This is a genomic window from candidate division WOR-3 bacterium (genome assembly GCA_039801085.1).
In the GTDB taxonomy this organism is placed as follows: domain Bacteria; phylum Hydrothermota; class Tepidihabitantia; order Tepidihabitantales; family Tepidihabitantaceae; genus JAOABP01.
Genome location: JBDRTY010000003.1, coordinates 1 through 21,774, shown reverse-complemented (window position 1 = coordinate 21,774; position 21,774 = coordinate 1). Strand labels below are relative to the sequence as shown.

Sequence of the window (21,774 nt, the reverse complement as noted above, 5' to 3'; positions counted from 1 at the left end):
GAGGTGCGGGCGGGCGTAACATCCGGTGGCGGTAAATGATACTGTCACCGGGAAAATAAGAAAAAACATGCGGCAAGGTAAAAGATTGAAAATTAAATGAGAGGAGGTTAAAAATGAAAAGTCATATTGCCGCATTAACAGTTCTGGCAGTTTTGGGGATAATTTGTAATTTTGCATTGGGAAATTGGGATAGGATCGCACCTATATCTCCATATGAGACCTATGCCGGCAGTGCGCTTTGTGCCGGAATAGCAACTGAGATTGATGGCAGAACCCGGGCTTGCGTATGGTTTCTGGAGAATGGTTCCGGTGATAGATTTTACCGGATTGATATCGTTACGGGAGAGACTGCATATACCAGTAACATACCTCTATTACCTATCACTGAGGATGGTGCCGGTAGCTCTCTTGCCTATGTGCCAGACCGGTATGCTGTGCCGTCCAACGGCTGGGTTTTCGGATTCAAGGGTCAGGACACAAGGGAGTTCTGGGTATTTGATCCGGGTCTAAGCAGCTGGTTCAGGGCGCCGGATGTTCCGGAGCCGGTGACTGAGGGCGGCGGTCTATGCTACGGTGGGGTGGAGGAGATTGATGGAGTTCCGCATGAGGTGCTTTATGCCTTCACCGGCCAGTATCATCAGGACCAGAGCGGAAACTACTGGGGACATTTCTGGCGTTATGCCTTTGACAATATGCCTACCAAGGGTGATTTTGTACCGGTGAATGGGACTTGGAAACGCCTGCCTGATCTTCCTGCGGGCAGAATGGACCGGATTCTGCCCCGGTTGACCTGGGTTCCGATGTCGAATCAGTCACCTTCCTATCCCCGTGGGATGGTAGTGGTGATGAGGAATAATCTTGACCGTCCTCCCAGAGGATATTTCGTGCGCTTTCTGCCGGATAGAAATGGCTGGGAGGATCGCGGGCACAATCTTCCCAATGAGGAAGACAGGCTGACCCCCGGTGCATCAATAACTGCCTTCGGTCCTGATTCGGTGATGTTTCTGCTGGGTGATGATTATCCCACGCTTTATGGTTTTTACAATCCGGTTTCTGGTCGTGTGCGGTATTTATACCACACGCCTGAAATAGTTCAAGCTGGAGCAGCGCTTACCTCCATGATCGGCAGGCTGGAGGCCTATGGGGTATTCAAGGAAGGAGGACCGGGACGGTGGGTGTGGAGATATTATCTTCCGGCTGAACAGGAGGGAGAACAGGGGAAGCTCGGCGGTCTGTCTGCGCAGTTGCGGGCTGTTTCCGGATTCGGTGGGAATGGGTTGAAGCTGTCCGTTTCCGGGGTTGCAGGAAGGGTTGAGCTGGTGATTACCGATGTTGCCGGCAGGGTTATTGAGCGGTTTTCTCAGCAGAGCGGGGGCGGGACTGCAGAGTTTGTGCTGCCCTTGACCGGGTTGGCGCGGGGAGTATATTTATGGAGGATTGAAAATGGAGGTTACAGTGTTGCCGGTAAATTTATCAACCACGGTTAGCAGGTTCCGCTGCCTGATCGCGCTGGTGACTTTTCTTCTGCCGGGAGCAGCTCAGGCGGTGGTTACATTCATGCGCATTTACGATTGCGGGGATATGATAATTCTGGTGCCGACCGCTGACCACGGATGTATCAATCAACAGCTGATCAAATTTGACTCCACTGGTAATAAGGAATGGGTTGCAAGGTTTAACTGGCAGGCGTTATACAACTGGCGCTGGGCGACCACGGCTTCAGTTGCTACAGCTGCGGACAGTAATTACATTGTTGGCGGGGCTTTTAATGACAGTATCACCGGTGAAGGGTTTTGTGATGCGATGATCTTCAAGCTCAAGGCAAATGGTCAGGCAATTCTCTGGATGACAACCTTGCGCGGGCGCGGCGGGATCAGTGACGTTTATGACATTGTGCCGACCGCAGACGGTGGCTGTCTCGCCATGGGAGAGGCGGCCGGGAGGTTTGTGGCGAGGTTGAACCGGGATGGCACGGTGCGCTGGATCAGTTACTGGGGTAGATGTGATCCGTATTTTCTGGAGATGACGCAGGACAGCGGGTGTGTGGCGGTGGGATGGGGTTATGAGTATGTTGGTGAGGATACAATTGTAGATTTCTACAAGTTGGTGCGGTTTGACTCCGCCGGCAATCTTCTCTGGGAGAGAAAGCGGAAGGCGAGCTGGGGAAACTTTCACTTTCACTGGCCGCATGTTGCAATTCTCGCTGATGGCAATATTGCGGTGGGCGTCACGGAGTGGACGATGAGACAGGATTCCTTATGGTATGATATTGACATCTATGACTCCGAAACAGGGAATCTCCTTTCACAGCGGCGTTTGTTTCCCTGGCGTGAGCCGGAGTCTGATGGACTGACTTATATCCGCAAGATACTGCCTACCCCCGATACCGGATGTGTGCTTGCCGGGCAGATCGTGGGGTCCTACACCAACACAAATTACCGGATAGCCATGTTTAAGCTGAACCGTAATTTTGAGGTTTGCTGGCTCCGGCAGTATAAATTCAAGTCCCAACCTCCGGAAACGCCCTTTTACGAGTTTCTCGACGGGTTTATTGCCCATGATGGTGGTTATGTTCTGGGGGGTGTGCTTCAGGGGAGAGGCAACTGGCCGTTCATTATCAAGACCGATTCGCTCGGGTTTCTGCACTGGGATGAGGCTGGACTGCGCGGCACCCATAATCAGCGGCTTGAGGTTGAGGAGGAGTTTGAGCCGGCAGGGTCTGGTGTGATACCGGCGATTGTGCGGGGTGTGCTGTATCTGCCGGAGCGGGCAGGAGTGGCAGGTAAGCCGGTGCTGGTGGACATCACCGGCAGGCGGGTGCTGGAGCTTGTGCCCGGTGCCAATGATGTGCGGGGTCTGGTACCAGGGGTGTATTTTATCCGCAGTAATGCCGGCGTGGAACGCAAAGTGGTGATTGCGCGATAAGGGAAAGGGATTTCTCCACTGCGGTCGAAATGACCCAAACAGGTTACTGCGGTCGGATAGACCTCTGCGGGTCGTTCCATGGCTTTCTTTTATTGTCATTCCGAGTGAAGCGAAGCGGAATCGAGGAATCTCTCTTTTACCAGGCCGGGAGGGATTTCTCGACTCCGCCCTTCGGGCTCCGCTCGAAATGACCGAAAGGGAAGTCATTCCGAGCCTGTCGAGGAATCTCTTTAAGCGATTTCTCCACTCCGCCTCGCTCTGCTCGGCTCCGGTCGAAATGACCTTTCCCTTTTTCTGCCATTCCGAGCGAAGCGGAACTGAGAAATCGCTCTTTCTCAGACGGAACGGGATTTCTCGGCTCCGCTCGAAATGACCAAAGGGGAGGTCATTCCGGGCGAGGCGTCAGCCGAGTCGAGGAATCGGTAAATCAGTGCAAAATGCAAATGGCGGGCTATTTCAGGTTGAGCAGCGCCTGGAGCTTAGCCGGATCAATCTCACCGGCACGGACAATTACCGGCGGATTGCGGGTCAGGTCAACAATGGTTGAGGGCCTGCCGCTGCCGGCAACACCGGCGTCAAGTGCGAGGTCGCAGTGATCAATTATCTTTGGGTCAATGGCACGGAAGTCATTTGTGGGCTGTGCACCGCTGCGGTTGGCGCTGGTGCCGGCAAGCGGTGCGCCGAGGGTGCGGGCGATGGTGCTGAATACCGGGTTGTTGACAATTCTGATGCCGACCGTTTCTCCGCCCGCAGTGACGATGTCAGGCACCGCACCTGAGCGGTAGAGAATCAGTGCCAGCGGTCCGGGCAGAAAGGTGTCAATCAGGCGCGCTGCCGGTGCCGGGATTTCCCGCACCACCAGCGCTGCCTGAAACCGGTCCGCACAGTGGACAAGCAGGCGCAGGTCAGGCGGACGCTGTTTGATCCTGAAGATGCGTTCAATCGCCCTTGGCTGACGGATGTCAGCGCCGATGCCGTAGACCGTTTCGGTGGGGAAGATGATCACCCCGCCGTCCTTCAGCACCTCAACCGCCCGGAGGATCGCCGCGGCATCCGGCTTGAGGATGAGCGCCATTTGGCTTCAGATCGCCCGGGTGATTGCGGTGATTTTGAGCGTCCGGTTGTCGAGCTGAATCAGTTCACCCGGCTTTCGGCCCAGAAGTTTGCGGGCAAGCGGTGACTGAAATGAGATTATTCCCTGTTCGTGGTCCGCATCCCAGGGTCCGAGGATGGAATAGTGATGGACCGTGCCGTCATCACCGGTCAGCTCCACCCGGCAGCCGACCGAAACGGTGCCGGTGTCAATCCGGTCCGGCTCAATCACCCGGGCACGGCTCAGCTCCTGCTGGAGCTGGCTGATCTTCTGCATCAGCCGCGCCTGCTTCTCCTTTGCCGCCTTGTATTCGTAGTTTTCCGAGAGGTCGCCGAACGCCCGCGCCCGGGCGATCTCCTCAGCCGATTTCGGCAGCTCCACCTGCGTCAGCTCCTGAAGCTGTCTTTTCGCCCGCTCGAGCCCGGCAGCGGTTGTCCAGACCGCATCGGCAGCGGGCTTCCGGGTCAGGGCGGGAAACTGCTCCGCAATCAGGGTCAGGAGTTCATCCTGCTGGAAGGGTTCAAGGGTCCGGCTGGCTTTAATCCGGTCGCGCAGGCGCCGGGCATCCTCTTCCCCCATTTCGGTCAGGGCAGACCGGACCAGCCGGTAATCTTCAGCGGTCAGAATTTTTCTTGCCTGATTGCGCCGGCTGCGTTCCGGATCCAGTTCCATGATGTCCAGGAGCCGGCTCAGCAGCTGACGGGCAGGGATGGAGACGGTCAGCTGGGCAAGCACCAGCAGGGCGTCAGGAAACCGGCGGTAGTCGGTCAATGCGGTCTTCACCAGCTCCTGCCACTTCTCTTCAGGCAGGCGCTCCTGAATCAGCTGGCAGGTCCGGCTGTCGGTACCACTGAGGAAGACGGTGGAATAGAGCTCCTGCCAATCCTCAGGCCGCTCCTGCTGGATCAGCTCCAGAAACTTCCTTCTCTCCGGTGCGGTGCGCAGTTCCTGAAAGGATTTCAGGACCTGCTCCCGGTTCAGTTCCCTGATCTGTTCCGGTGTAATACCGGTTCTGCGTTCCGGTGCTTCCGGCTGCTGGTCCGGTTTGAGCTCGGGTTTTGTCCGGGGTTCAGCCTGCCACTGATAGCGGCGCGGGCTGCGGGGTGTGACCGCAATATGGGGATGACGTGTCAGCCCCTTCCTTGCCCGCTCCCAGAATTCGGGGAATCCATCAGCTCCGATCACCGGCTCCAGTGCGGCTGCCAGCTCCTCAGCGGTTGCCGGTCTACCGGTGTCGCGCAGGTAAAGAGCAATCAGTTCTGCCGGTTCGGACTGTGCGATTGAGCACAGCCGGTCCGGGTTGTTTTTCAGCAGATAAAAGAAGCTATCCGGACCGGGGAACCGGAACCGGTTGACAGCAGCGGTGATCTCCAAAGTCAGCGTGGCGCCATTATCAAAGGCAACCTGCACCCGGTCAAACAGCAAATCCAGATTTCTGACTGTGCCCAGGCTCTGTTCCGGATCATAGACCAGTTTCCCGGGCAGAAGGTTCAGGTAGCGGTCAAGCCGTTCCAGCGCCTCAGCCAGCGGTGTGCCATAACCCAGCCCGGACTTCTGAATCAGCCGGTCGAGCAGGCCGAGCTCGGGATAGAGGTCATGGAGACAGCGGACCAGAGCACGGGTGAGTTTTTCATCATCCGGGGTCAGGGAAACGAGCCGGCGCAGGACCGCCAGCTCATCACTGAACCGCCTCTGCTCGGCAAGAAACTCGGCGAGGACCCAGAGCAGTGTTACCGGCAGTTCGGCTGGTGCCCAGCGGACCGCAAGGTCAATCAGCGCCAGCAGTTCGGGCAGTGTGGTATCGGTGGAAATCAGCTCGAGCCAGGTGCCCTCCAGCTCGGCATACTGCTTTCTGCCCAGCTGGGTGCGGAAAAGTTTGATCAGCTCCTCGTTCAATTTTTACCTCCTGAAAATGAGCGTGTCCGATTGCTTGACCGGATAAATCAGCCTCAGCCCCGGCACCCGCTGATACCAGGAGAGGACACCAAACCGGCAGGTGCGGGTGGGCAGAATTCGGACCAGGGCGTAATTGTCTGAAGGCAGCCAGACCGCAATTTCGGTTGTGCCCGCATTGAGCAGCACCCGGTCCCGGTAAAGCAGGCTGTCAAAAGGGGGCAGAGGTGTACTGCTACTGCCGGTGACATTGGCAAGCCAGGTGCGCCGCCAGGCTGCGGGTGGAACCACACCACCCGGGTCATCCGGTCCGAGATGGGCGCTGGCAAGAAAGTAGTTCAGGCTCAGTGTCTCCGGTGTAAAGTCGGTGAGATAGAAACCGCAGCTGCGGGCAGAGGCCGTTTCCCGCATTGAGACTGTCCTGCCGATGAGGCTGATACTGTCCCAGCCATAGCCGGCAGGACCGGCGCAGTTCAGCTCGCTTAAAAACAGGGTATCGGTGAAGACTGCAACGGTGGAGACAGTATCAGGTGCGAAAACCTCCTGATCCCGGAACCGGGCAGAGATGATGTAATCACCGGTGGTGTAGAACGGGTCGTGGAGAAAACTGCTATTCAGGGTGGAGTCTACGAGCCGGAACCGGAATGAGTCTGCCTGGCGGAACCAGATACAGTAGCGGACCGAATCGTGATTGCCGTTTCTGTTCCAGCGCAGCCGGAGATATACTCCGAGATGGGGTGCGAGTCTGAGATTGAGCGGTGGCCGCAGCGGTGGAAAGTCAATCAGGACAGTCGCCGGCTCAGACCATGGGCTGACAACACCATTTTTATCCCTTGCCCGTGCCCGGACCGCAAACGAACCCCGGGAAGAAAAGGAGTGGGTAACCTCAACGGTGGTGCCGGAAGGCACAAATCGGCTCCAGGAGCTCAGGCTGTCGCCGAAATCAAACTGCACCGCTACGCTGTCACCGTGCCGGTGCTGGACGATGGTGGTAAAGACCAGCGGAGTGTCGGGCCAGGCGACTTCCGGTCCGGCAGGACGGGAAGGGACGAGCGGTCCGAAGAAATTGACCGCTACCGGCAACCCGATACCCGGTTCAGATTCGTTGCCCTTCTCATCCCTTGCCCTGACCTGCACTAGATAAAACCCGCTCTCCTGATAAACATGAAACATGAACATCGTATCACCGCTTCTGATCTCAGCGCTCCACTCCGGCGCGGTGCCATCGCCCCAGTCAAACTGGTAGGAGATGTTATCCCGGTTCGGGTCGGTCGAGACCGCAAAGAAGCGCAGGGTTTCCTGCGGCTGACCGGAGCTCGGACCGCCGGCAGCTGGCACCCGCGGCGGGCCCTCGCGGTAACAGCCGGCAACCAGGATAACCAGAATTACACCACCCAGATGTCTCATTACCTGTCAAATAGACTATCCGGATATTAAAATCAGTCAACAATCTGATGGCGTATTTCCCCATCAAGTTAGAGTCCTGAATCGGGGCCGGATTTCACATTCCTGCGGTGGGAGAATGGGGTTTGCGGGTGAAAGTTTCATTTTTTGAATGATTTAGGGTTGGGGGTGTCGGTTTTTTCTGTCAGGTCCGGGGGCAGTTCCCGGTAGGGTCGGTCCGGTGACGGACGCGGGCGGTCCGGTCCTCGGTTAAAGGTTGACTTCAGCCGGAATATCAATAGATTATTGAGGAGCAGGTTTGGCAGTTGTCTGCCCGGTCGGAGGGCTAGCCTAACCTGGTAAGGCAGCAGACTTGAAATCTGCCGGCCCGGCGACGGGCCTTGCGGGTTCGAATCCTGCGCCCTCCGCCATAATTTTGCCCTGAACCGGAGTCAGTGCCGGTTCGGAAAAATCGGGAGAGGTGGCCGAGCGGCTGAAGGCAACCGCTTGCTAAGCGGTTATACCCCTAACCGGGTATCAAGGGTTCGAATCCCTTCCTCTCCGTTTTCAGTTCACAAATTCAGTCTATGGATAATGAGCAGGTCCGGGTGAGAATCGCACCGTCACCGACCGGTGCACTGCATTTGGGTCTGGCACGGACCGCACTTTACAACTGGCTTTTTGCCCGAGGGCATAACGGGGTTTTCATTCTCCGGATTGATGATACCGATGAGAACCGGAATCAGCCGGAGATGCTTGCGCCGATCCTCAGAGGTCTGCGCTGGCTCGGGCTGGACTGGGATGAGGGTCCGGACAAAGGCGGGCCGCACGCACCCTATTTTCAGTCGGAGCGGCGTGAGCTGTATCAGCAGGCGGTGGACCGGCTGATCGCCGGCGGTGCCGCATATAAGGATTACGCCACACCGGAGGAGATCGCAGCCGAGCGGGAGCAGGCACGGGCTGAGGGCAGGACCTTCCGTTACAGCCGGCGCTGGATGGCGGAGACCGCGGCTGACTGCGCCCGGTTTGAGGCTGAGGGCAGGAGACCGGTGGTGCGGTTGAAGATGCCGGATGCGGGCACGCTGGTGGTGGATGATCTGATCCGAGGACGGGTGGAGTTTGACCTGGGGCTGGAGCAGGATCATGTGATTGTGCGCCAGGATGGCAGTTTTCTCTATCATCTGACAAGTGCAGTCGATGATGCCTTGATGGGTATCACCCATATCATCCGGGCTGAGGAGCATCTTTCCAATACCCCGCGCCAGATTTTTATCCTGCAGAGTCTGGGTTATCCGCTGCCGAAGTTTGCCCATCTGCCCTATGTTGCCGAGCCGGGAAGCAGGAATAAACTGAGCAAGCGGAAGCTGAAGGAGTATCTGAAGAAGCCGGACTTTGCCGAGCTTTTGGCACGCGGGGAGAAGATCGCCCGCCGGCTCGGGCTTGATACCAGTCCGGAGCTTTTCAATCCGGTCGTGATTGACTTCTATCAGCAGACCGGGTTTCTGGCTGAGGCGCTGGTGAACTATCTGGCGCTCCTGGGCTGGTCCTATGATGACCGAACCGAGTTTTTTACTGTTGCTGAGCTGGTCCGGCTGTTTTCGCTGGAGCGGGTGGTGCGCTCGCCGGCAAGCTTTGACCCGAACCGGCTGATGGCGTTTCAGGTGCATTATCTGATGGCGCTGCCGGTGCAGGAGCGGACCGGACTGGTGCTGCCCTATCTGATCCGCGCCGGGCTGATAAGTGAGCCGGTGATGCCGGAGGTCAGGGAGAAGGTGGCGCGGATCGTGGAGGCTGCCGGTGACCGGATCAAGGTGGCGGGTGATATTCTGGATTATGACTATTTCTTCCTGCCGGATGGGGCGATGGTCTATGAGGAGCGGGCGGTCCGGAAGTGGCTGGGTGATGAAGGGCGCAGGCTGCTTGTCCGGGTCCGGGAGGTGCTTGCCGGCGCCGAGCCGTTTGAACCGGAGAGGCTGATGCGGGTGCTGGAGGATTTTGCCCGCAGGGAGAATGTCAAGGGAATGGCGGTGAGTCAGGCGCTGCGGGTGGCGGTGACCGGCCGGGATTACGGGTTTGCGATCGGGGATGTGCTTTCAATCTGCGGCCGGGAGCGAGTGCTTGCCCGGATTGACCGGGTGCTCGGTGGTGTTCATTTTTGACAGAGGCGTTAAAGCCGGTTATCATTCACTAAATGAGCACAATTGATGAGAAGCGTTCCGGTCCGGACTTCATCCGGAGGATCATTAATGAGGATCTGGCATCGGGCAGATTCAAGCCGCCGGTGGTGACCCGGTTTCCACCCGAGCCCAACGGCTATCTGCACATCGGTCATGCCAAGTCGATCTGTCTCAATTTCGGGATCGCCCGGGAGTATGGCGGACGGTGCCATCTGCGGTTTGATGACACCAATCCGGAGAAGGAGGAGGCGGAGTATGTGCGCTCAATCATGGAGGATGTGCGCTGGCTCGGGTTTGACTGGGGTGAGCATCTTTATTACGCCTCGGACTACTTTGACCAGCTGTATGATTGGGCAAAGGAGCTGATTAAAAAGGGCAAGGCGTATGTCTGTGACCTCTCGGCTGAGGAGGTCCGGCAGTACCGGGGAACACTGACTGAGCCCGGAAAGGAGAGTCCCTACCGGAACCGGAGTGTTGAGGAGAATCTGGAGCTGTTTGAGCGGATGCGCCGGGGTGAGTTTCCGGACGGGTCAAAAACGCTGCGGGCAAAGATTGACATGGCATCACCGAATCTGAACCTGCGGGATCCGGTGATGTACCGGATCATGAAGGTGCCCCATCACCGGACTGGAGACAAGTGGTGCATCTATCCCACCTATGACTGGGCGCACGGTCAGTCGGACTCAATTGAGGGGATTACCCATTCAATCTGCACCCTGGAGTTCGAGGACCACCGGCCTTTGTATGACTGGTTTCTGGAGCAGCTCGGGGTGCACCATCCGCGCCAGGTTGAGTTTGCCCGGCTGAATCTGACCTATACCGTTCTGAGCAAGCGCCGGCTGCTTGAGCTGGTGCAGTCCGGCTATGTCTCGGGCTGGGATGACCCGCGGATGCCGACGATCGCCGGACTCAGGCGCCGCGGTTATACACCGGAGTCAATCCGGAACTTCTGCGAGCAGATCGGGGTGGCAAAGGCGGATACGGTGGTTTCAATTGACCTGCTGGAGCACTGCGTGCGCGAGGATCTGAACCGGCGTGCCGAGCGCCGGATGGCGGTGCTCAGACCGCTCAGGGTGGTGATTGAGAACTATCCGGAAGGGCAGGTGGAGGAGCTGGAGGCGATCAATAATCCTGAGGACCACTCAGCCGGGACGAGAAAGGTGCCTTTCTGCCGGGAGCTCTACATTGAGCAGGATGACTTCCGGGAGGAGCCGCCGCCCAAGTATTACCGGCTGGCACCAGGCCGGGAGGTCCGGCTGCGCTATGCCTACTTCATCAAATGTGTGGATGTGATCCGGGATGAGCAGGGCAGGGTCCGGGAGCTGCGCTGTGTCTATGATCCCGCAACCCGGGGCGGTGATGCGCCGGATGGCAGGCGGGTCAAGGCGACAATTCACTGGGTTTCTGCCCGGCATGCGGTTGATGCTGAGATCCGGCTCTATGACCGGCTGTTTGTCAAGCCGGATCCCGATGATGTTGAACCCGGGCAGGACTGGAAGGCAAACCTGAACCCCAGGTCGCTTGAGGTGCTGACCGGCTGCAAGCTTGAGCCTGCGCTCAGGGATGTCAAGCCCGGAGAGCGGTTTCAGTTTGAACGGCTGGGCTATTTCTGTGCCGATCTCCGGGACTGTCAGCCGGACCGGCTGGTGTTCAACCGGACAGTAACGCTCAAGGATACCTGGGCGAAGATTGAACAGAAACTGAAGCAGGCATCAGGAGGCAGAGAATGAGTTTCTTTGATTCCCTGTCAAAGAGCAAGACGCTGACTCTGCTTGCCGGAGCAGTAATCCGGGCAGAGCAGGGTGCGGACCGCAAATGGCAGCTGGGCGTCGGACTGAAGGGCAAGCCTGATTACTATGTTCCGCTGGCAGTGCATTATGGCAGTCAGGTGTTGGCGCGGTTTCCCAAGAATGAGGCGCAGGGTTATGAGCGGGCGAGCGGGCTGGAGCGGATGATCAACCTGATTGTCAATGAGGGAATCTGGCACAGTTGTAATCTGATCCGCTACGCTGATGCTGAGGGCGCGGTCGGGCTGGTGCCGGTTGACCGGATTACCGATGCACCGGAACTTGGGGCGGCATTGATCCGCCAGCCGGAGCTGGCTGAACCGACACTGGTTTTTGATGAGCCGGTCCCGCTGACCGATGAGGCGCTGGTCTATTCGGTGGTCGCACTCTGGCAGGCGGTGGTGAATGTGCTGGACAGTGAAGGGGTGGAAAATCTGGACCGGGTACTGCGCTATTTCAACTCCTACCTTGATGAGGGTATCAGTCCGTCAGATGCTGTCTCGGCACACCAGCTGGCGACCCGGGCACTCCGGGAAGCCGGTCTCACCTGAGGTTTACTGCGATTCTCCCTTCTGCTGCCGGCGCCGTTCCGAGCGCAGTTCGAAGATCGTATAGAGCACCGGGATGAATACGAGCGGGAGAAAGGTGGACACCAGCATTCCGCCGACAATCGCTCTGCCAAGCGGCGACCACAGCTCCGAGCCTTCACCAATCTGAAATGCGAGTGGCAGCATGCCGAAGATGGTTGTAAGTGATGTCATCAGGATCGGCCGGAGCCGGACCCTGCCTGCTTCTTTGACCGCATCAAGAAGCGGCAGTCCGTGCCGGCGCCGGAGCTGATTGGTGTAATCGATGTAGACGATGCCGTTATTAACCACGATGCCGACCAGAATGAGAACGCCAAGGAGCGAAATCACCGAAATCGGGGTGCGGGTCAGAAACAGCGCCCAGAGCACACCGATCAGGGCAAAGGGCAGGGTGAACATGATGATGAACGGATCGCGCAGCGATTCAAACTGTGATGCCATGACCACAAAGACCAGGATGATGGCAATGACGAGTACAAGGCCGAAGTCGCGGAAGGTTGAGGTCATCTCCTCATAAGAGCCGGAGAGGCGGATGTCAAACCCGGGTGGTACGGGAATCGGCTTCAGGGCGCGGGCGATCCGGCTGGCAAGCTGGCCGGATGAAACCCCGACATTGCGGGCGGTGATCTTGACCACCCGCTGATTGTTCTTGCGCTCAATTTCAATCGGACCGGTGCCGGTCCGGACTGAGACCAGATTTTTCAGGGGCACCGGACCTGCCGGACTGTTGATGGTTATTCCCAGAATGTCCAGCAGTTCGTTGCGCTGTTCCTCGGGCAGGCGGAGGAGGATGTCATACTCTCTGCCGGCAAGGCGGAAGGTGCTGACCGCATTGCCCTGAATCTGGGTGCGCAGGGCAGAACCCACCTGATACGGGGTGAGTCCGTAAAGTGCTGCCTTCTGCCGGTCGATGATCAGCTGAAGTTCCGGTTTACCCGGTTCCCGGCTGGATTTGAGGTCGGCGATACCGGGTATTGATTCAATGGCGGCGAGCACCTGACGGGTCAGGGTGTCGGCGGTTGCGAGATCGTAGCCGGTGATATCAATCTCAATGCCGCTCGTGACGCCCGCCATTGCGGTGAAGGAGCGTTCAGTCACCCGGACCTGCAGACCCGGGATCTGAGCAGCGCGGGCACGGATCGCCTGGTCAATCTGATCAACCGAGTGACGCCGCTGGCGCCGGGGTTTTAATATCAGGTTGAGCTGTCCGGTGTGGGAGCCGGTGGCGCCGCCGAAGATCGCCTGAAATCCGGTTCCGGAACCGAGCTGGACCGCCACCCCTTCCAGGTCTGCAGACCATTCCTGGAGGATGTAATTTTCCAGCTGCCGGACCGCCTGATCGGTTGATTGAAGGCTGGAACCCACCGGCATCTCCACGATATAGGAGCGGAGCTGGCTTTCCTGAGAAGGGAAGAACTCCCGGCCGATGAACGGCAGGAGGGCAAGGGAAATGAGCAGAATGAGGAGCGAGCCAAACACCACCAGCCGGCGGTGCCCGAGCGCCCAGCCGATGAGCCGGGCATAGTTTTCCTCAAGCCGGGCATAGAACCGTTCGCTCCAGCCGCGGATGCCCCGCAGGCTGCTGGTGCCAACCCTGGGCAGATAGCGGCTGGTAAGCGTTGGAATCAGAGTGAGGGCAATGATGAGTGAGGCACCAAGTGCACCGACTACCGCCCAGACCAGCTCCCGGAAGAATACCTGCATAATTCCGCGGACCAGCAGGAGTGGAAGGAATACCACAACCGTTGTCAGGGTGGAGGCGGTGATCGCCATGCCCACTTCACTCGTGCCGATGCCGGCTGCCTGAATTGCTGCTTCGCCCCGTTCCCGGTGCCGGTAGATCGCTTCGAAGACAACGATACCGTTGTCCACGACCATACCGACCGCAATCGCCAGTCCCGCCATCGATAGGATGTTGACCGAGAATCCGAGCAGAAACATGAAGAACAGAGCAAAGAAGACCGAGAGCGGAATGGAGAAGGCGACAAAGGCGGTGGCGCGAAACCGGCGGAGGAAGAGAAACAGGACCATGACCGCCAGGATGCCGCCCAGGAGCAGGTTGTTGACCACATTGGAGATCGAGCGGGTAATCTCCCGGGAGGAATCGAAGAGAACCGCCGCATCCACGCCCGCGGGCAGAGTGGAGCGGAGCCGGTTCAGTTCCTTCCGGGCTGCGGTTGCCACCCGCACGGTATTGGCATCAGGCCGGCGCTGGAGCACGACAAATACGGTGCTCCCGCCATTATACCGGGCAATGGTGGTCTTCTCCTCAGCACCCCATTCAACCTGAGCGATGTCCTTGAGCAGGATCGGGGTATTCCCCTTCATTCCGACCAGCGTGTTGCCGACATCAGCCGGGTCCTGGTATTCACCAATCAGGCGGATGAGATATTCCCGGCCGTCAGCACTTACCGTGCCCGAAGGAAAGTTGAGGTTCTGTGCCTTGAGCGTCTGGGCAAGCAGGTCAACCGAGATGCCGGCAGCGGTCAGTTTCTGGAGGTCAATCCGGATCTGGAGCTGGCGCTTGGTGCCCCCGCCCACCATTGCAGAGGCAACTCCCGGCACCCGCTGGAGGGCATCTGCCAGATCATCCGCTGCATCCCGGAGCGCCAGCGGGTCGATGTTGCCGTAAAGGCCGATCTGCAGCACCGGCATCATTGATGCGTCAAGCTTGAGCACAAAGGGCCGGGAGGCACCATCCGGCAGCTGTGCCACCGCCATGTCCAGCCGGTCGCGGACATCAGCGGCAACTGCATCCAGATTGGTACCCCAGGAAAACTGGAGCTGAATGATCGAGATGTTTTCCAGCGAGCGGGAGGTGATGTCCTTGAGGTTGGAGATTGTGCCCACCCGCTGTTCAATCAGCCGGGTGACCTCGGATTCCACCTCGAGCGGACCGGCGCCCGGATAGGTGGTGACGATGATCACCGAGGGCAGGGTCACCTGCGGGAAGACATCAACCGGCATCCGGGAGACGCCGACCAGACCGAAGATGATCAGAACGAGCGAGACCAGGATCGTGGTTACCGGCCGGCGGATTGAAGTGTCAGTAAGCCTCATTTTGCCTCCACCACCGTTACCCGCTGCCCGTCAGCCACCCGCTCCTTGCCGACGGTTGCCACCTTTTCGCCCACATTCAGTCCGCTCAAAATCTCAATCCACTCATCACCGCGCAGGCCGAGCTGGACGGTGCGGAACCGGGCAACACCGTTTTCAATTACTACCACCCGGGTTTCATCAGTGGTAAACAGCGCCGATGCCGGCACCGCGGTCACACCGGTTTTCTCCTCAACTACCAGCCGCGCCATTCCCGCCATACCGGGAATCAGTCTGCCGCGGGGATTGGGGATGGTGATTTCCACGGTTGCCGAACGGCTCTGCGGGTCAAGCATTGGTGTCACCTGAGTGACCGTGCCTTCAAAACTGGTGTCCGGAATTGCGGAGAAGCTGACCCGGGCACGGGCACCCCGCCGGACATAGGGCAGATCCGCATCACTGACAAACGCCTTCATCTTCAGACGCTCGCCGTAGCGGGCAACGGCGGCAAAGGGCATTGCCGGTGTCACCATCTGCCCGGGTTCAACATAGAGCTTGCCGACAACACCGCGGATCGGCGAGCGGACCGGTCCGGGCTTGTAGTCCATGCCCGGAATGTCATTCAGGACATAACCGATCGGCTCATCCTGGGCAACCGGACTGCCTTCAAGCTTGACAATTTCGGTGACCCGGCCGGTGATTTTGGAGGTGACGATCACCTGCTGTTCACCCTGCAGGATGCCGAGGAGCTGAATGGAACGGGTGACGGTCCGGGGTTCAACAGTAATCACGCTGACACCGACCGGTAATTCCGCCCTTTTTTTGCGGTTACTGGTGCAGCCACCGGTTATCAGGATTAACAGAATAACGGTGAGAGTGATCAATTCAAGATAATTACGCCTCATTTTTCCTCCTTAAAATTTTCCGGTCGCCCGCAGAAAACGGGCACGGGCGATCTGATAGTTGGCGAGGGCACTGAGTCGGGCAAGCCGGCTCTGGGTGAGCTGGAGCTGGATGTCCAGGTACTCAAGATTGCTCAGCAGTCCGTTTTCGTAACGCTGCTCCGCAAGCCGGAATGCCTCCTCGGCGAGGTTCACATTCTCCTCCTGATAACGGATATTGCGCCACTCCTGAGCCAGGCTTTTGGCGGTTGCCTCCACCTCGAGCCGGACCGCCTGCTCCACCATGCCGACACTCAAGACCGCCTGGCGGTAGCGGGACTGCGCCTGCCGGAGCTTGTGATAATTGGCAAGACCGGTAAACAGCGGCAGGCTGACACCGACCGTGGCATTCCAGTCCTTTCCCCACCGGTCACTGAACCCGACCGGTTTCTTGTAGTCGTAATTGGCAGACGCAAAGAGCGTCGGCAGGTTGGCGGTGCGGGCGATGCGCACTCCGAGATCAGCAATCCGCAGCGCCTGACGCAGCTGGACCAGCTCGGGCCGGTGCCGGAGTGCGGAGTCAACTGCGGTGCTGAGGTCCACGGGCAGCGATTCCGCATCCAGCTCCGCCTCAAGCCGGAGCGGTGTGTCCGGGTCGATGGCGAGCAGATTGCAGAGCCCGAGCAACGCCAGCCCGGCGCCGTTTTCCGCCTGCGATACCTGATTGGCAAGGTTGGTCAGCCCGACCCGGGCACGCATCAGCTCAAGCCGGCTGGCAAGACCTTCGTTATAGAGCCGTTCCACCTGTGCCACATGCCGTTCCAGCTGCTGCTGCGATTCCCGCAGGAGCTCAACCGATTTCTGTGCCAGAAGCGCCTGATAGAACGCCTCCAGCGCCTGAGTCTTGAGCTGCTGTTTTGCCTGCTCGTATGCCGCCTTCTGGATTTCCAGGGTCAGCCCGGCGATCCGGTAGGCGTTGACCAGCTTGCCCCAGGTGAAGAGCGTCTGCTGAACCGAAGCCCGGAAGAGGTAGTTGTTCTGAGAGCCGAGCGGGATCGAGACGGTGTCGGCACCGACCGGCAGGGGGATGGAGTCGGTAAAGCCGATGAGCTGACCGGTCGGGTCATAGACCCGCAGAGGCAGACGCCGGTAGACCGGGCTGACGAGCTGAAACTCATTCAGGGTGCCGAGCCGGGTGTAGGAGCCGGAGGTGGAGATCTGGGGCAGGAAACTGCCGAAGGCAACCGCCTTGCCCGCTGCCGCCTCCAGAATCTTCTCCTGCGACTGCCGGAGTTGGAGGTTATTTTTGAGTGCCAGCTCCACCGCCCGGTCCGGGTCCAGCACCAGCGTATCCTCAGCCCAAAGCGGCAGACAGATCAGCGGTAACAACAGCATCAGAGATTTTAAATTTAATCGGCTCATTTTCCTCCCTTCTTCAGACTGATGCCATGAAAAAACAGGTCCAGTGACTGCGCGGGTGCGGAGCTGATCCGCAGTTCCCGGGACATCAGCAGTAAGCCGGAACGAAAGGCGTTGAGAAAGTGGAGCGCTGCCAGCCGGGGTTCAACCGGCCGGAACTCACCCTGCTCAATCCCCTGACTGATGATTGCCGCAACTCCGTCCAGCAGCCGCCGGATTTCGGGCAGGACCTGCTCCCGGAAACGGCGGTTCAGATTGCACCGCTCCCGGTTCATCTCCGGGAAGATCAGCTCGGTGGCACCGGGATAGGGGAGCAGTCTTTCGGTCCAGGTCTGAAACACCCGGCTGAGCCGGATGCGGGCAGAAAGCGGCTGACCGGCGACCTCCTGCAGGATGCCGAGCGCCTGACTGAGCAGCCAGCGGATGATGCCCAGATACAGATCCGGCTTGTCCCGGAAATAGAGATAGACCGTGCCCTTGGCAACGCCGGCACGCCGGGCAACATCATCAATCCGGGTCTCATAATAGCCCTGACGGCAGACGGTCGCAAACGCCGCCTGCAGAATCTGCTCCTTTCGGGATATGTTCTTTTTTCTCATTTATTAGACTGACCGGTCAGTCATTATACTATCCGGGCTGGTGGTGTCAAATCTTTCTTGACCCTGCTTTCAGCCCGGTTAAATTGAGAAAAAGGAGGCAGTACTTGATTACAGAAATACCGGCGGAAAGGCTGAATGTTGAAGAGTTCATCAATACCCAGATCGCGGCGATCCGGCAGACGGTCGGGGAGGGGCTGGCGGATTTGGGGGTATTTCAGTATCTGGCGGTTCTGCATCAGGATATGGTGACCGGTATCCGGGAGGGGAAAAGGCAGTTCGGGTATCAGATTGAGGTCCGCTCCTGGGAAAGCAGTGATGCGGTGATTGCGGAGCCGAGCCGGCTTGCCTGGGAGAAACTGCTCCGGATCGCCAAGCGTATCACCACCGAGGTGCCGGGGGTGGTCAGCGTCACCTACAACATCGCAGCCAAACCGCCATCAACAATTGAGGCGGTGTAGTTTTCAGTATTCGGGCGGGAGGTTGAGGAGCTGGGCGTAGGAGAAGACCGGCCCGTCCTTGCAGACATATTTCGGACCGACATTGCAGTGTCCGCACTTGCCGATCCCGCACTTCATCCGGTTCTCAAGCGACAGGAACACATTTTCCGGGGCAAAGCCCAGTTCCTCAAGCACTGGATGGGTGTATCGGAGCATCACCGGCGGACCGCAGACGAGCGCAATTGCATTTTCGCCCTTCGGCGCCACCGCCTTCAGGACATTGGGCACCAGCCCTTCCCGCTGGGGCCAGGAGGCGCCATCCAGCCGGTCAACACAGAGCACCAGCTCCAGGTCGGACCGTTTTTCCCACTCTTTCAGCTCCTCCTTGTAGAGCAGTTCGCCGGGTGAGCGGGCGCCATAGATGGCGGTGATTTTGCCGTAGTTTTTCCGGTTTTCGGGCAGAAGCAGATGGGCAATGGTGGCGCGCAGGGTGGTGAAGGAGAATCCGCCCGAGATGATGACTACATCCTTTCCCTGCATCAGCTCAAAGGGATAGAAGTTGCCCCAGGGTCCGCGCATACCCACAGTTGCGCCCGGCTCCAGCTCGTGGAGTGCGGTGGTGAAGACCCCGACCCGCTTGACGGTGAACTTGACGAGCGGTTCGTGCGGTGCTGAGGCGATGCCGAAGGGCGCCTCACCGGCACCGGGAATGGAGAGGAAGGCAAACTGTCCGGGCAGAAACTGGAAGTTCTGCCGGTCGGACTCGTTGACAAACGCCAGGTCAAAGGTCTTGAGGTCCCGGGCGTCATTCTCAATGACCACCTTTTCAATCCGCATCAGAATTGGCAGATAGGGGTTGTTCATTTTGCGTCCTGAACTTTTCTGACCGTCTGGCGGATGTCAATCCCGGCCGGACAGCTGATGATGCATCGGCCGCAGCCGACACAGGAGACCATGCCCGCCTGCTCGACCGTGTAGTAGAACTTGTCCATGATCCGGTTACGGTATCTTGATGCCGGATCAAGGCGCGGGTTATGACCTGAGGCATGCCGGGAATAGAGGGTAAACTGGCAGGAGTCCCAGACCCGGCACCGGACCGTCCTGCCCCGGATTGTCTCGTCGGTGACATCAAAGCAGTGACAGGTGGGGCAGAGGAAGGTGCAGGCACCGCAGTTGACACAGGTGAGGGCAAGCGCCTGCCAGACTCCGGACTCATAAAGACCGGGCAGAAGCTCCCGCAGTCTGCCGGTATCAATCCGCAGGCTGATTTCCGCCTCCACCTTTTTTTTCTGTTCCGCTGCCGCGGTCAGATGTTTCTCTCCGGCTGCGGGCAGGTCCGCAACCAGTTTTTCACCTTTGTCTGTAACCGGCTCTGCCAGCAGTTCATCGCCGAGATCAACGAGCAGGAGATCCAGTCCCTCACTGCCCTGAGGCGAGCCGCCGACTCCAAGGCAGAAGCAGGTGGGTGCGGTTCTGCTGCAGGCAACACCGATCAGTGTGGTCTTTTGCCGGCGCGCCTTGACATACGGGTCGGTCCTGCCCTCCTGGGTGTAGAATTTCACGAGAAAGGCGATGCCCCGGGCATCACAGGGCCGGATGCCGAACACCACCTGCTCGGGTGGCGGTTCGGGCTCAACCGGATTGCCCTGCGGGTCAAAGCGCAAAAGCACCTCACACCGGGGAAAGACAAAACCCTTTGCCGGCTCCACGGTATTGACCGCCTCCAGACAGACCTCATCTGCCCGGCTGATTTTTGCCCAGCTGGTGCCGGTTCGGTCCCGGACCGGTGCATAAAGACAGACCTCCTGCGCCAGCCGGTCCAGCAGTTCACTGAGCTGTTTCCGGGTGATGATGCGCGGTTTCACTGGATAAACTCCTGCGGGTCATCAGGTTTGAAGCCGGTAAGGGCGGGCGCCTGATTCAGATCAGTACCGGCGTCACAGCCGAACCGTTCCCGGACCGTTTTTGCCACCCTGCGGTTGAAGCGCATCAGGTCAATGCCGACCGGACAGGCACGGTGGCAGGCGCCACACTCCACACACCTGCCCGCCATGTGCAGGGCGCGGATGATGTGATAGACCATATTGTCGGAGAGGTTGTGGGTCCGGCCCAGGAGCTGGGGCATGGAGGCGTCAACAAAGCAGACCGGACAGTAGCAGTTCGGGCACACCTGGCGGCAGGCATAACAGCGGATGCACCGGTCCAGCTCGGCACTCAGCCTTTCCCAGCGCTCATCCGGGGAGAGCTGTTCAAACTCCTGATCTGCTTTCAGGATTTCCGGGTCCGGTTCAGGTGCGGGCACCGGTTCGCCGATCAGCTCGTCATAGATGGTCGGGTTGGGGTGACGGCAGACCGCACAGGCGGTCGATTTTCTGCCATTTTCGATAACACCTTCACAGCCGATACCCAGAATATGGAGGTTTTCCCGCTTGAGCTGATTTTCCTGGAGGAGCACGGTAATCGAGCGGGCATCACAGCCCCGGGCAACAACCGCAACCCTGCCCCGGTCCCGGACCTTGAGCAGATAGTTGGCAAGGTTCTGGGCACAGCTGGTGCTGGCAGTCAGGTTTTCCGCCTCCTCAGGCGTGGTGGCAAACAGCACCGGGCTGATGCCGGAATCGGACGGTGGACCGAAGCCGATGACCATCACCACCTCTTTCTTTTCCAGCAGTTCCCGTGCCCGCTGACGCAGTTTTTCGCTCCGGTCCATTATGGCAGCTCCTTTTTCAGCTTTCTGTTCGGTCCGAGTTTCTTCACCTTTTCGGTTACTTCGGTCACCAGTTTTGCAAACCGTTCGCCCTCCGATGCGGACACCCAGGCGAATGTTACCCTGCCGGGTTCAATTCCGCAGAACTGAAGCAGGTCGTTCAGGACCGCAAACCGCCGTCGGGCAACGAAGTTGCCGGTGAGATAGTGGCAGTCGCCCGGATGACAGCCGGACACAAGCACGCCGTCCGCACCCTGCTGCAGCGCCTGTAAAATAAAAAAGGGGTCAACCCTGCCCGAACAGGGGACCCGGATCACCCGGATTGAGGGCGGATAGTGGAGCCGGGAGATGCCGGCAAGGTCCGCACCGGCATAGGAGCACCAGTTGCAGAGAAAGGCGACGATCTTCGGTTCAAAATTTTCTGCGTCCGGCATTTTGAATAAAAATTATAATCATCCGGCAAATGGTGTCCAGTCTGACCGCATATGCAGTAAAAATGCAGAATGCAATAAAGGGATTTCTCCACTCCGCCCTTCGGGCTCCGGTCGAAATGACCGAAGAAAGGTGCGCCTGTGGTGTCGCTCCGGTCGGGATGACAGGAAACGGTTCGCCTCCGGCGCCGGGTGAAATGACTTCACCCCCTTTGTATTCCGTGCCTTTCGTTTTTTGTCATTCCGAGCGAGGCGAAGGCGAGTCGAGGAATCCCTCTTTCCCAATGCAGAGTGCAAAGTGCAAGGCGGAGGGATTTCTCGACTCCGCCTCGCTATCGCTTGGCGTCGCTCGAAATGACAGAAGGAAAGGTCATTCCGAGCGGAGTGAAACGGAGTCGAGGAATCTCTTTTCATAATGC

17 protein-coding genes and 2 tRNA genes are annotated in these 21,774 nt (G+C 58.6%); 8 read left to right on the top strand and 11 right to left on the bottom strand.

Annotated elements, in window-relative coordinates:
• Positions 1-113: 113 nt before the first annotated feature.
• Positions 114-1,487: a T9SS type A sorting domain-containing protein gene (locus ABIK48_06940; protein MEO0021890.1), complete on the top strand. Its 1,374-nt coding sequence runs from the start codon at positions 114-116 to the stop codon at positions 1,485-1,487.
• Complete coding sequence (locus tag ABIK48_06935; GenBank protein MEO0021889.1) at positions 1,444-2,925, top strand: hypothetical protein; 1,482 nt, start codon at positions 1,444-1,446, stop codon at positions 2,923-2,925. The genes ABIK48_06940 and ABIK48_06935 overlap by 44 nt, the downstream gene beginning before the upstream one ends.
• Before the next feature lie 451 nt (positions 2,926-3,376).
• On the opposite strand, the gene ABIK48_06930 is transcribed toward ABIK48_06935, so the two are convergent.
• From ABIK48_06930 to ABIK48_06920, 3 genes are read right to left on the bottom strand one after another with little or no spacing between them, the layout of a single operon-like run.
• Positions 3,377-4,000 carry an L-threonylcarbamoyladenylate synthase gene (locus ABIK48_06930; GenBank protein MEO0021888.1) on the bottom strand — a complete coding sequence of 208 codons (624 nt, stop codon included), beginning with the start codon at positions 3,998-4,000 and terminating at the stop codon, positions 3,377-3,379.
• Between the two features lie 6 nt (positions 4,001-4,006).
• Positions 4,007-5,914 (bottom strand): transcription elongation factor GreA, encoded by a 1,908-nt coding sequence (gene greA, locus ABIK48_06925; GenBank protein ID MEO0021887.1) that lies wholly within the window; start codon positions 5,912-5,914, stop codon positions 4,007-4,009.
• A gap of 3 nt (positions 5,915-5,917) precedes the next feature.
• Entirely contained in the window at positions 5,918-7,318 is a 1,401-nt protein-coding gene (locus ABIK48_06920) for a PKD domain-containing protein (protein MEO0021886.1), read from the bottom strand.
• Positions 7,319-7,634: 316 nt separating this feature from the next.
• On the opposite strand from ABIK48_06920, the gene ABIK48_06915 reads away from it, so the two are divergent.
• The 5 genes from ABIK48_06915 (at position 7,635) to ABIK48_06895 (ending at position 11,809) form a co-directional block, all read left to right on the top strand.
• A tRNA-Ser gene (locus tag ABIK48_06915) sits at positions 7,635-7,725 on the top strand.
• A 44-nt stretch (positions 7,726-7,769) separates the two neighbouring features.
• Positions 7,770-7,858: transfer RNA gene (locus ABIK48_06910), tRNA-Ser, on the top strand.
• 44 nt (positions 7,859-7,902) lie between these two features.
• Entirely contained in the window at positions 7,903-9,453 is a 1,551-nt protein-coding gene (gene gltX / locus ABIK48_06905; protein ID MEO0021885.1) for a glutamate--tRNA ligase, read from the top strand.
• Positions 9,454-9,485: 32 nt separating this feature from the next.
• Positions 9,486-11,201, top strand: coding sequence for a glutamine--tRNA ligase/YqeY domain fusion protein (locus tag ABIK48_06900; GenBank protein ID MEO0021884.1), 1,716 nt, complete (start codon positions 9,486-9,488; stop codon positions 11,199-11,201).
• A complete protein-coding gene (locus tag ABIK48_06895; GenBank protein MEO0021883.1) occupies positions 11,198-11,809 on the top strand; it encodes a hypothetical protein in 612 nt (203 codons plus the stop codon). Before ABIK48_06900 ends, ABIK48_06895 begins: the two co-directional genes overlap by 4 nt.
• A gap of 3 nt (positions 11,810-11,812) precedes the next feature.
• Here the strand turns inward: ABIK48_06895 and ABIK48_06890 are convergent, their stop codons facing one another.
• Genes ABIK48_06890 through ABIK48_06875 form a run of 4 tightly spaced genes read right to left on the bottom strand, consistent with a single transcriptional unit; the run spans position 11,813 to position 17,780 of the window.
• Complete coding sequence (locus ABIK48_06890; GenBank protein MEO0021882.1) at positions 11,813-14,905, bottom strand: efflux RND transporter permease subunit; 3,093 nt, start codon at positions 14,903-14,905, stop codon at positions 11,813-11,815.
• Positions 14,902-15,786, bottom strand: coding sequence for an efflux RND transporter periplasmic adaptor subunit (locus tag ABIK48_06885; protein MEO0021881.1), 885 nt, complete (start codon positions 15,784-15,786; stop codon positions 14,902-14,904). Before ABIK48_06885 ends, ABIK48_06890 begins: the two co-directional genes overlap by 4 nt.
• Before the next feature lie 9 nt (positions 15,787-15,795).
• The gene (locus ABIK48_06880; GenBank protein ID MEO0021880.1) at positions 15,796-17,184 is read right to left on the bottom strand and encodes a TolC family protein; all 1,389 of its coding nucleotides are present in this window, start codon (positions 17,182-17,184) and stop codon (positions 15,796-15,798) included.
• Positions 17,181-17,780 carry a TetR/AcrR family transcriptional regulator gene (locus ABIK48_06875; GenBank protein MEO0021879.1) on the bottom strand — a complete coding sequence of 200 codons (600 nt, stop codon included), beginning with the start codon at positions 17,778-17,780 and terminating at the stop codon, positions 17,181-17,183. Before ABIK48_06875 ends, ABIK48_06880 begins: the two co-directional genes overlap by 4 nt.
• Before the next feature lie 104 nt (positions 17,781-17,884).
• Here ABIK48_06875 and ABIK48_06870 point away from each other — a divergent pair, with 104 nt between their 5' ends.
• Entirely contained in the window at positions 17,885-18,238 is a 354-nt protein-coding gene (locus ABIK48_06870) for a hypothetical protein (GenBank protein MEO0021878.1), read from the top strand.
• A gap of 3 nt (positions 18,239-18,241) precedes the next feature.
• Here ABIK48_06870 and ABIK48_06865 read toward each other — a convergent pair whose 3' ends face one another.
• From ABIK48_06865 to ABIK48_06850, 4 genes are read right to left on the bottom strand one after another with little or no spacing between them, the layout of a single operon-like run.
• Positions 18,242-19,081 (bottom strand): FAD/NAD(P)-binding protein, encoded by an 840-nt coding sequence (locus ABIK48_06865; GenBank protein MEO0021877.1) that lies wholly within the window; start codon positions 19,079-19,081, stop codon positions 18,242-18,244.
• Positions 19,078-20,082 carry a 4Fe-4S dicluster domain-containing protein gene (locus ABIK48_06860; GenBank protein MEO0021876.1) on the bottom strand — a complete coding sequence of 335 codons (1,005 nt, stop codon included), beginning with the start codon at positions 20,080-20,082 and terminating at the stop codon, positions 19,078-19,080. Before ABIK48_06860 ends, ABIK48_06865 begins: the two co-directional genes overlap by 4 nt.
• Positions 20,079-20,927, bottom strand: a complete 849-nt coding sequence (locus ABIK48_06855; GenBank protein ID MEO0021875.1) for a 4Fe-4S dicluster domain-containing protein — start codon at positions 20,925-20,927, stop codon at positions 20,079-20,081. The genes ABIK48_06860 and ABIK48_06855 overlap by 4 nt, the downstream gene beginning before the upstream one ends.
• Positions 20,927-21,358: a hydrogenase iron-sulfur subunit gene (locus tag ABIK48_06850; GenBank protein ID MEO0021874.1), complete on the bottom strand. Its 432-nt coding sequence runs from the start codon at positions 21,356-21,358 to the stop codon at positions 20,927-20,929. Before ABIK48_06850 ends, ABIK48_06855 begins: the two co-directional genes overlap by 1 nt.
• Positions 21,359-21,774 lie beyond the last annotated feature (416 nt).

Excerpts from the sequence above, each read along its gene's own strand:
- ABIK48_06855 (MEO0021875.1), bottom strand. The coding sequence starts at position 20,927 with ATGGACCGGAGCGAAAAACTGCGTCAGCGGGCACGGGAACTGCTGGAA.
- ABIK48_06850 (MEO0021874.1), bottom strand. The coding sequence starts at position 21,358 with ATGCCGGACGCAGAAAATTTTGAACCGAAGATCGTCGCCTTTCTCTGC.
- ABIK48_06900 (MEO0021884.1), top strand. The coding sequence starts at position 9,486 with ATGAGCACAATTGATGAGAAGCGTTCCGGTCCGGACTTCATCCGGAGG.
- ABIK48_06920 (MEO0021886.1), bottom strand. The coding sequence starts at position 7,318 with ATGAGACATCTGGGTGGTGTAATTCTGGTTATCCTGGTTGCCGGCTGT.
- ABIK48_06940 (MEO0021890.1), top strand. The coding sequence starts at position 114 with ATGAAAAGTCATATTGCCGCATTAACAGTTCTGGCAGTTTTGGGGATA.
- ABIK48_06930 (MEO0021888.1), bottom strand. The coding sequence starts at position 4,000 with ATGGCGCTCATCCTCAAGCCGGATGCCGCGGCGATCCTCCGGGCGGTT.
- ABIK48_06890 (MEO0021882.1), bottom strand. The coding sequence starts at position 14,905 with ATGAGGCTTACTGACACTTCAATCCGCCGGCCGGTAACCACGATCCTG.
- ABIK48_06895 (MEO0021883.1), top strand. The coding sequence starts at position 11,198 with ATGAGTTTCTTTGATTCCCTGTCAAAGAGCAAGACGCTGACTCTGCTT.
- ABIK48_06880 (MEO0021880.1), bottom strand. The coding sequence starts at position 17,184 with ATGAGCCGATTAAATTTAAAATCTCTGATGCTGTTGTTACCGCTGATC.
- ABIK48_06885 (MEO0021881.1), bottom strand. The coding sequence starts at position 15,786 with ATGAGGCGTAATTATCTTGAATTGATCACTCTCACCGTTATTCTGTTA.
- ABIK48_06935 (MEO0021889.1), top strand. The coding sequence starts at position 1,444 with ATGGAGGTTACAGTGTTGCCGGTAAATTTATCAACCACGGTTAGCAGG.
- ABIK48_06865 (MEO0021877.1), bottom strand. The coding sequence starts at position 19,081 with ATGAACAACCCCTATCTGCCAATTCTGATGCGGATTGAAAAGGTGGTC.
- ABIK48_06875 (MEO0021879.1), bottom strand. The coding sequence starts at position 17,780 with ATGAGAAAAAAGAACATATCCCGAAAGGAGCAGATTCTGCAGGCGGCG.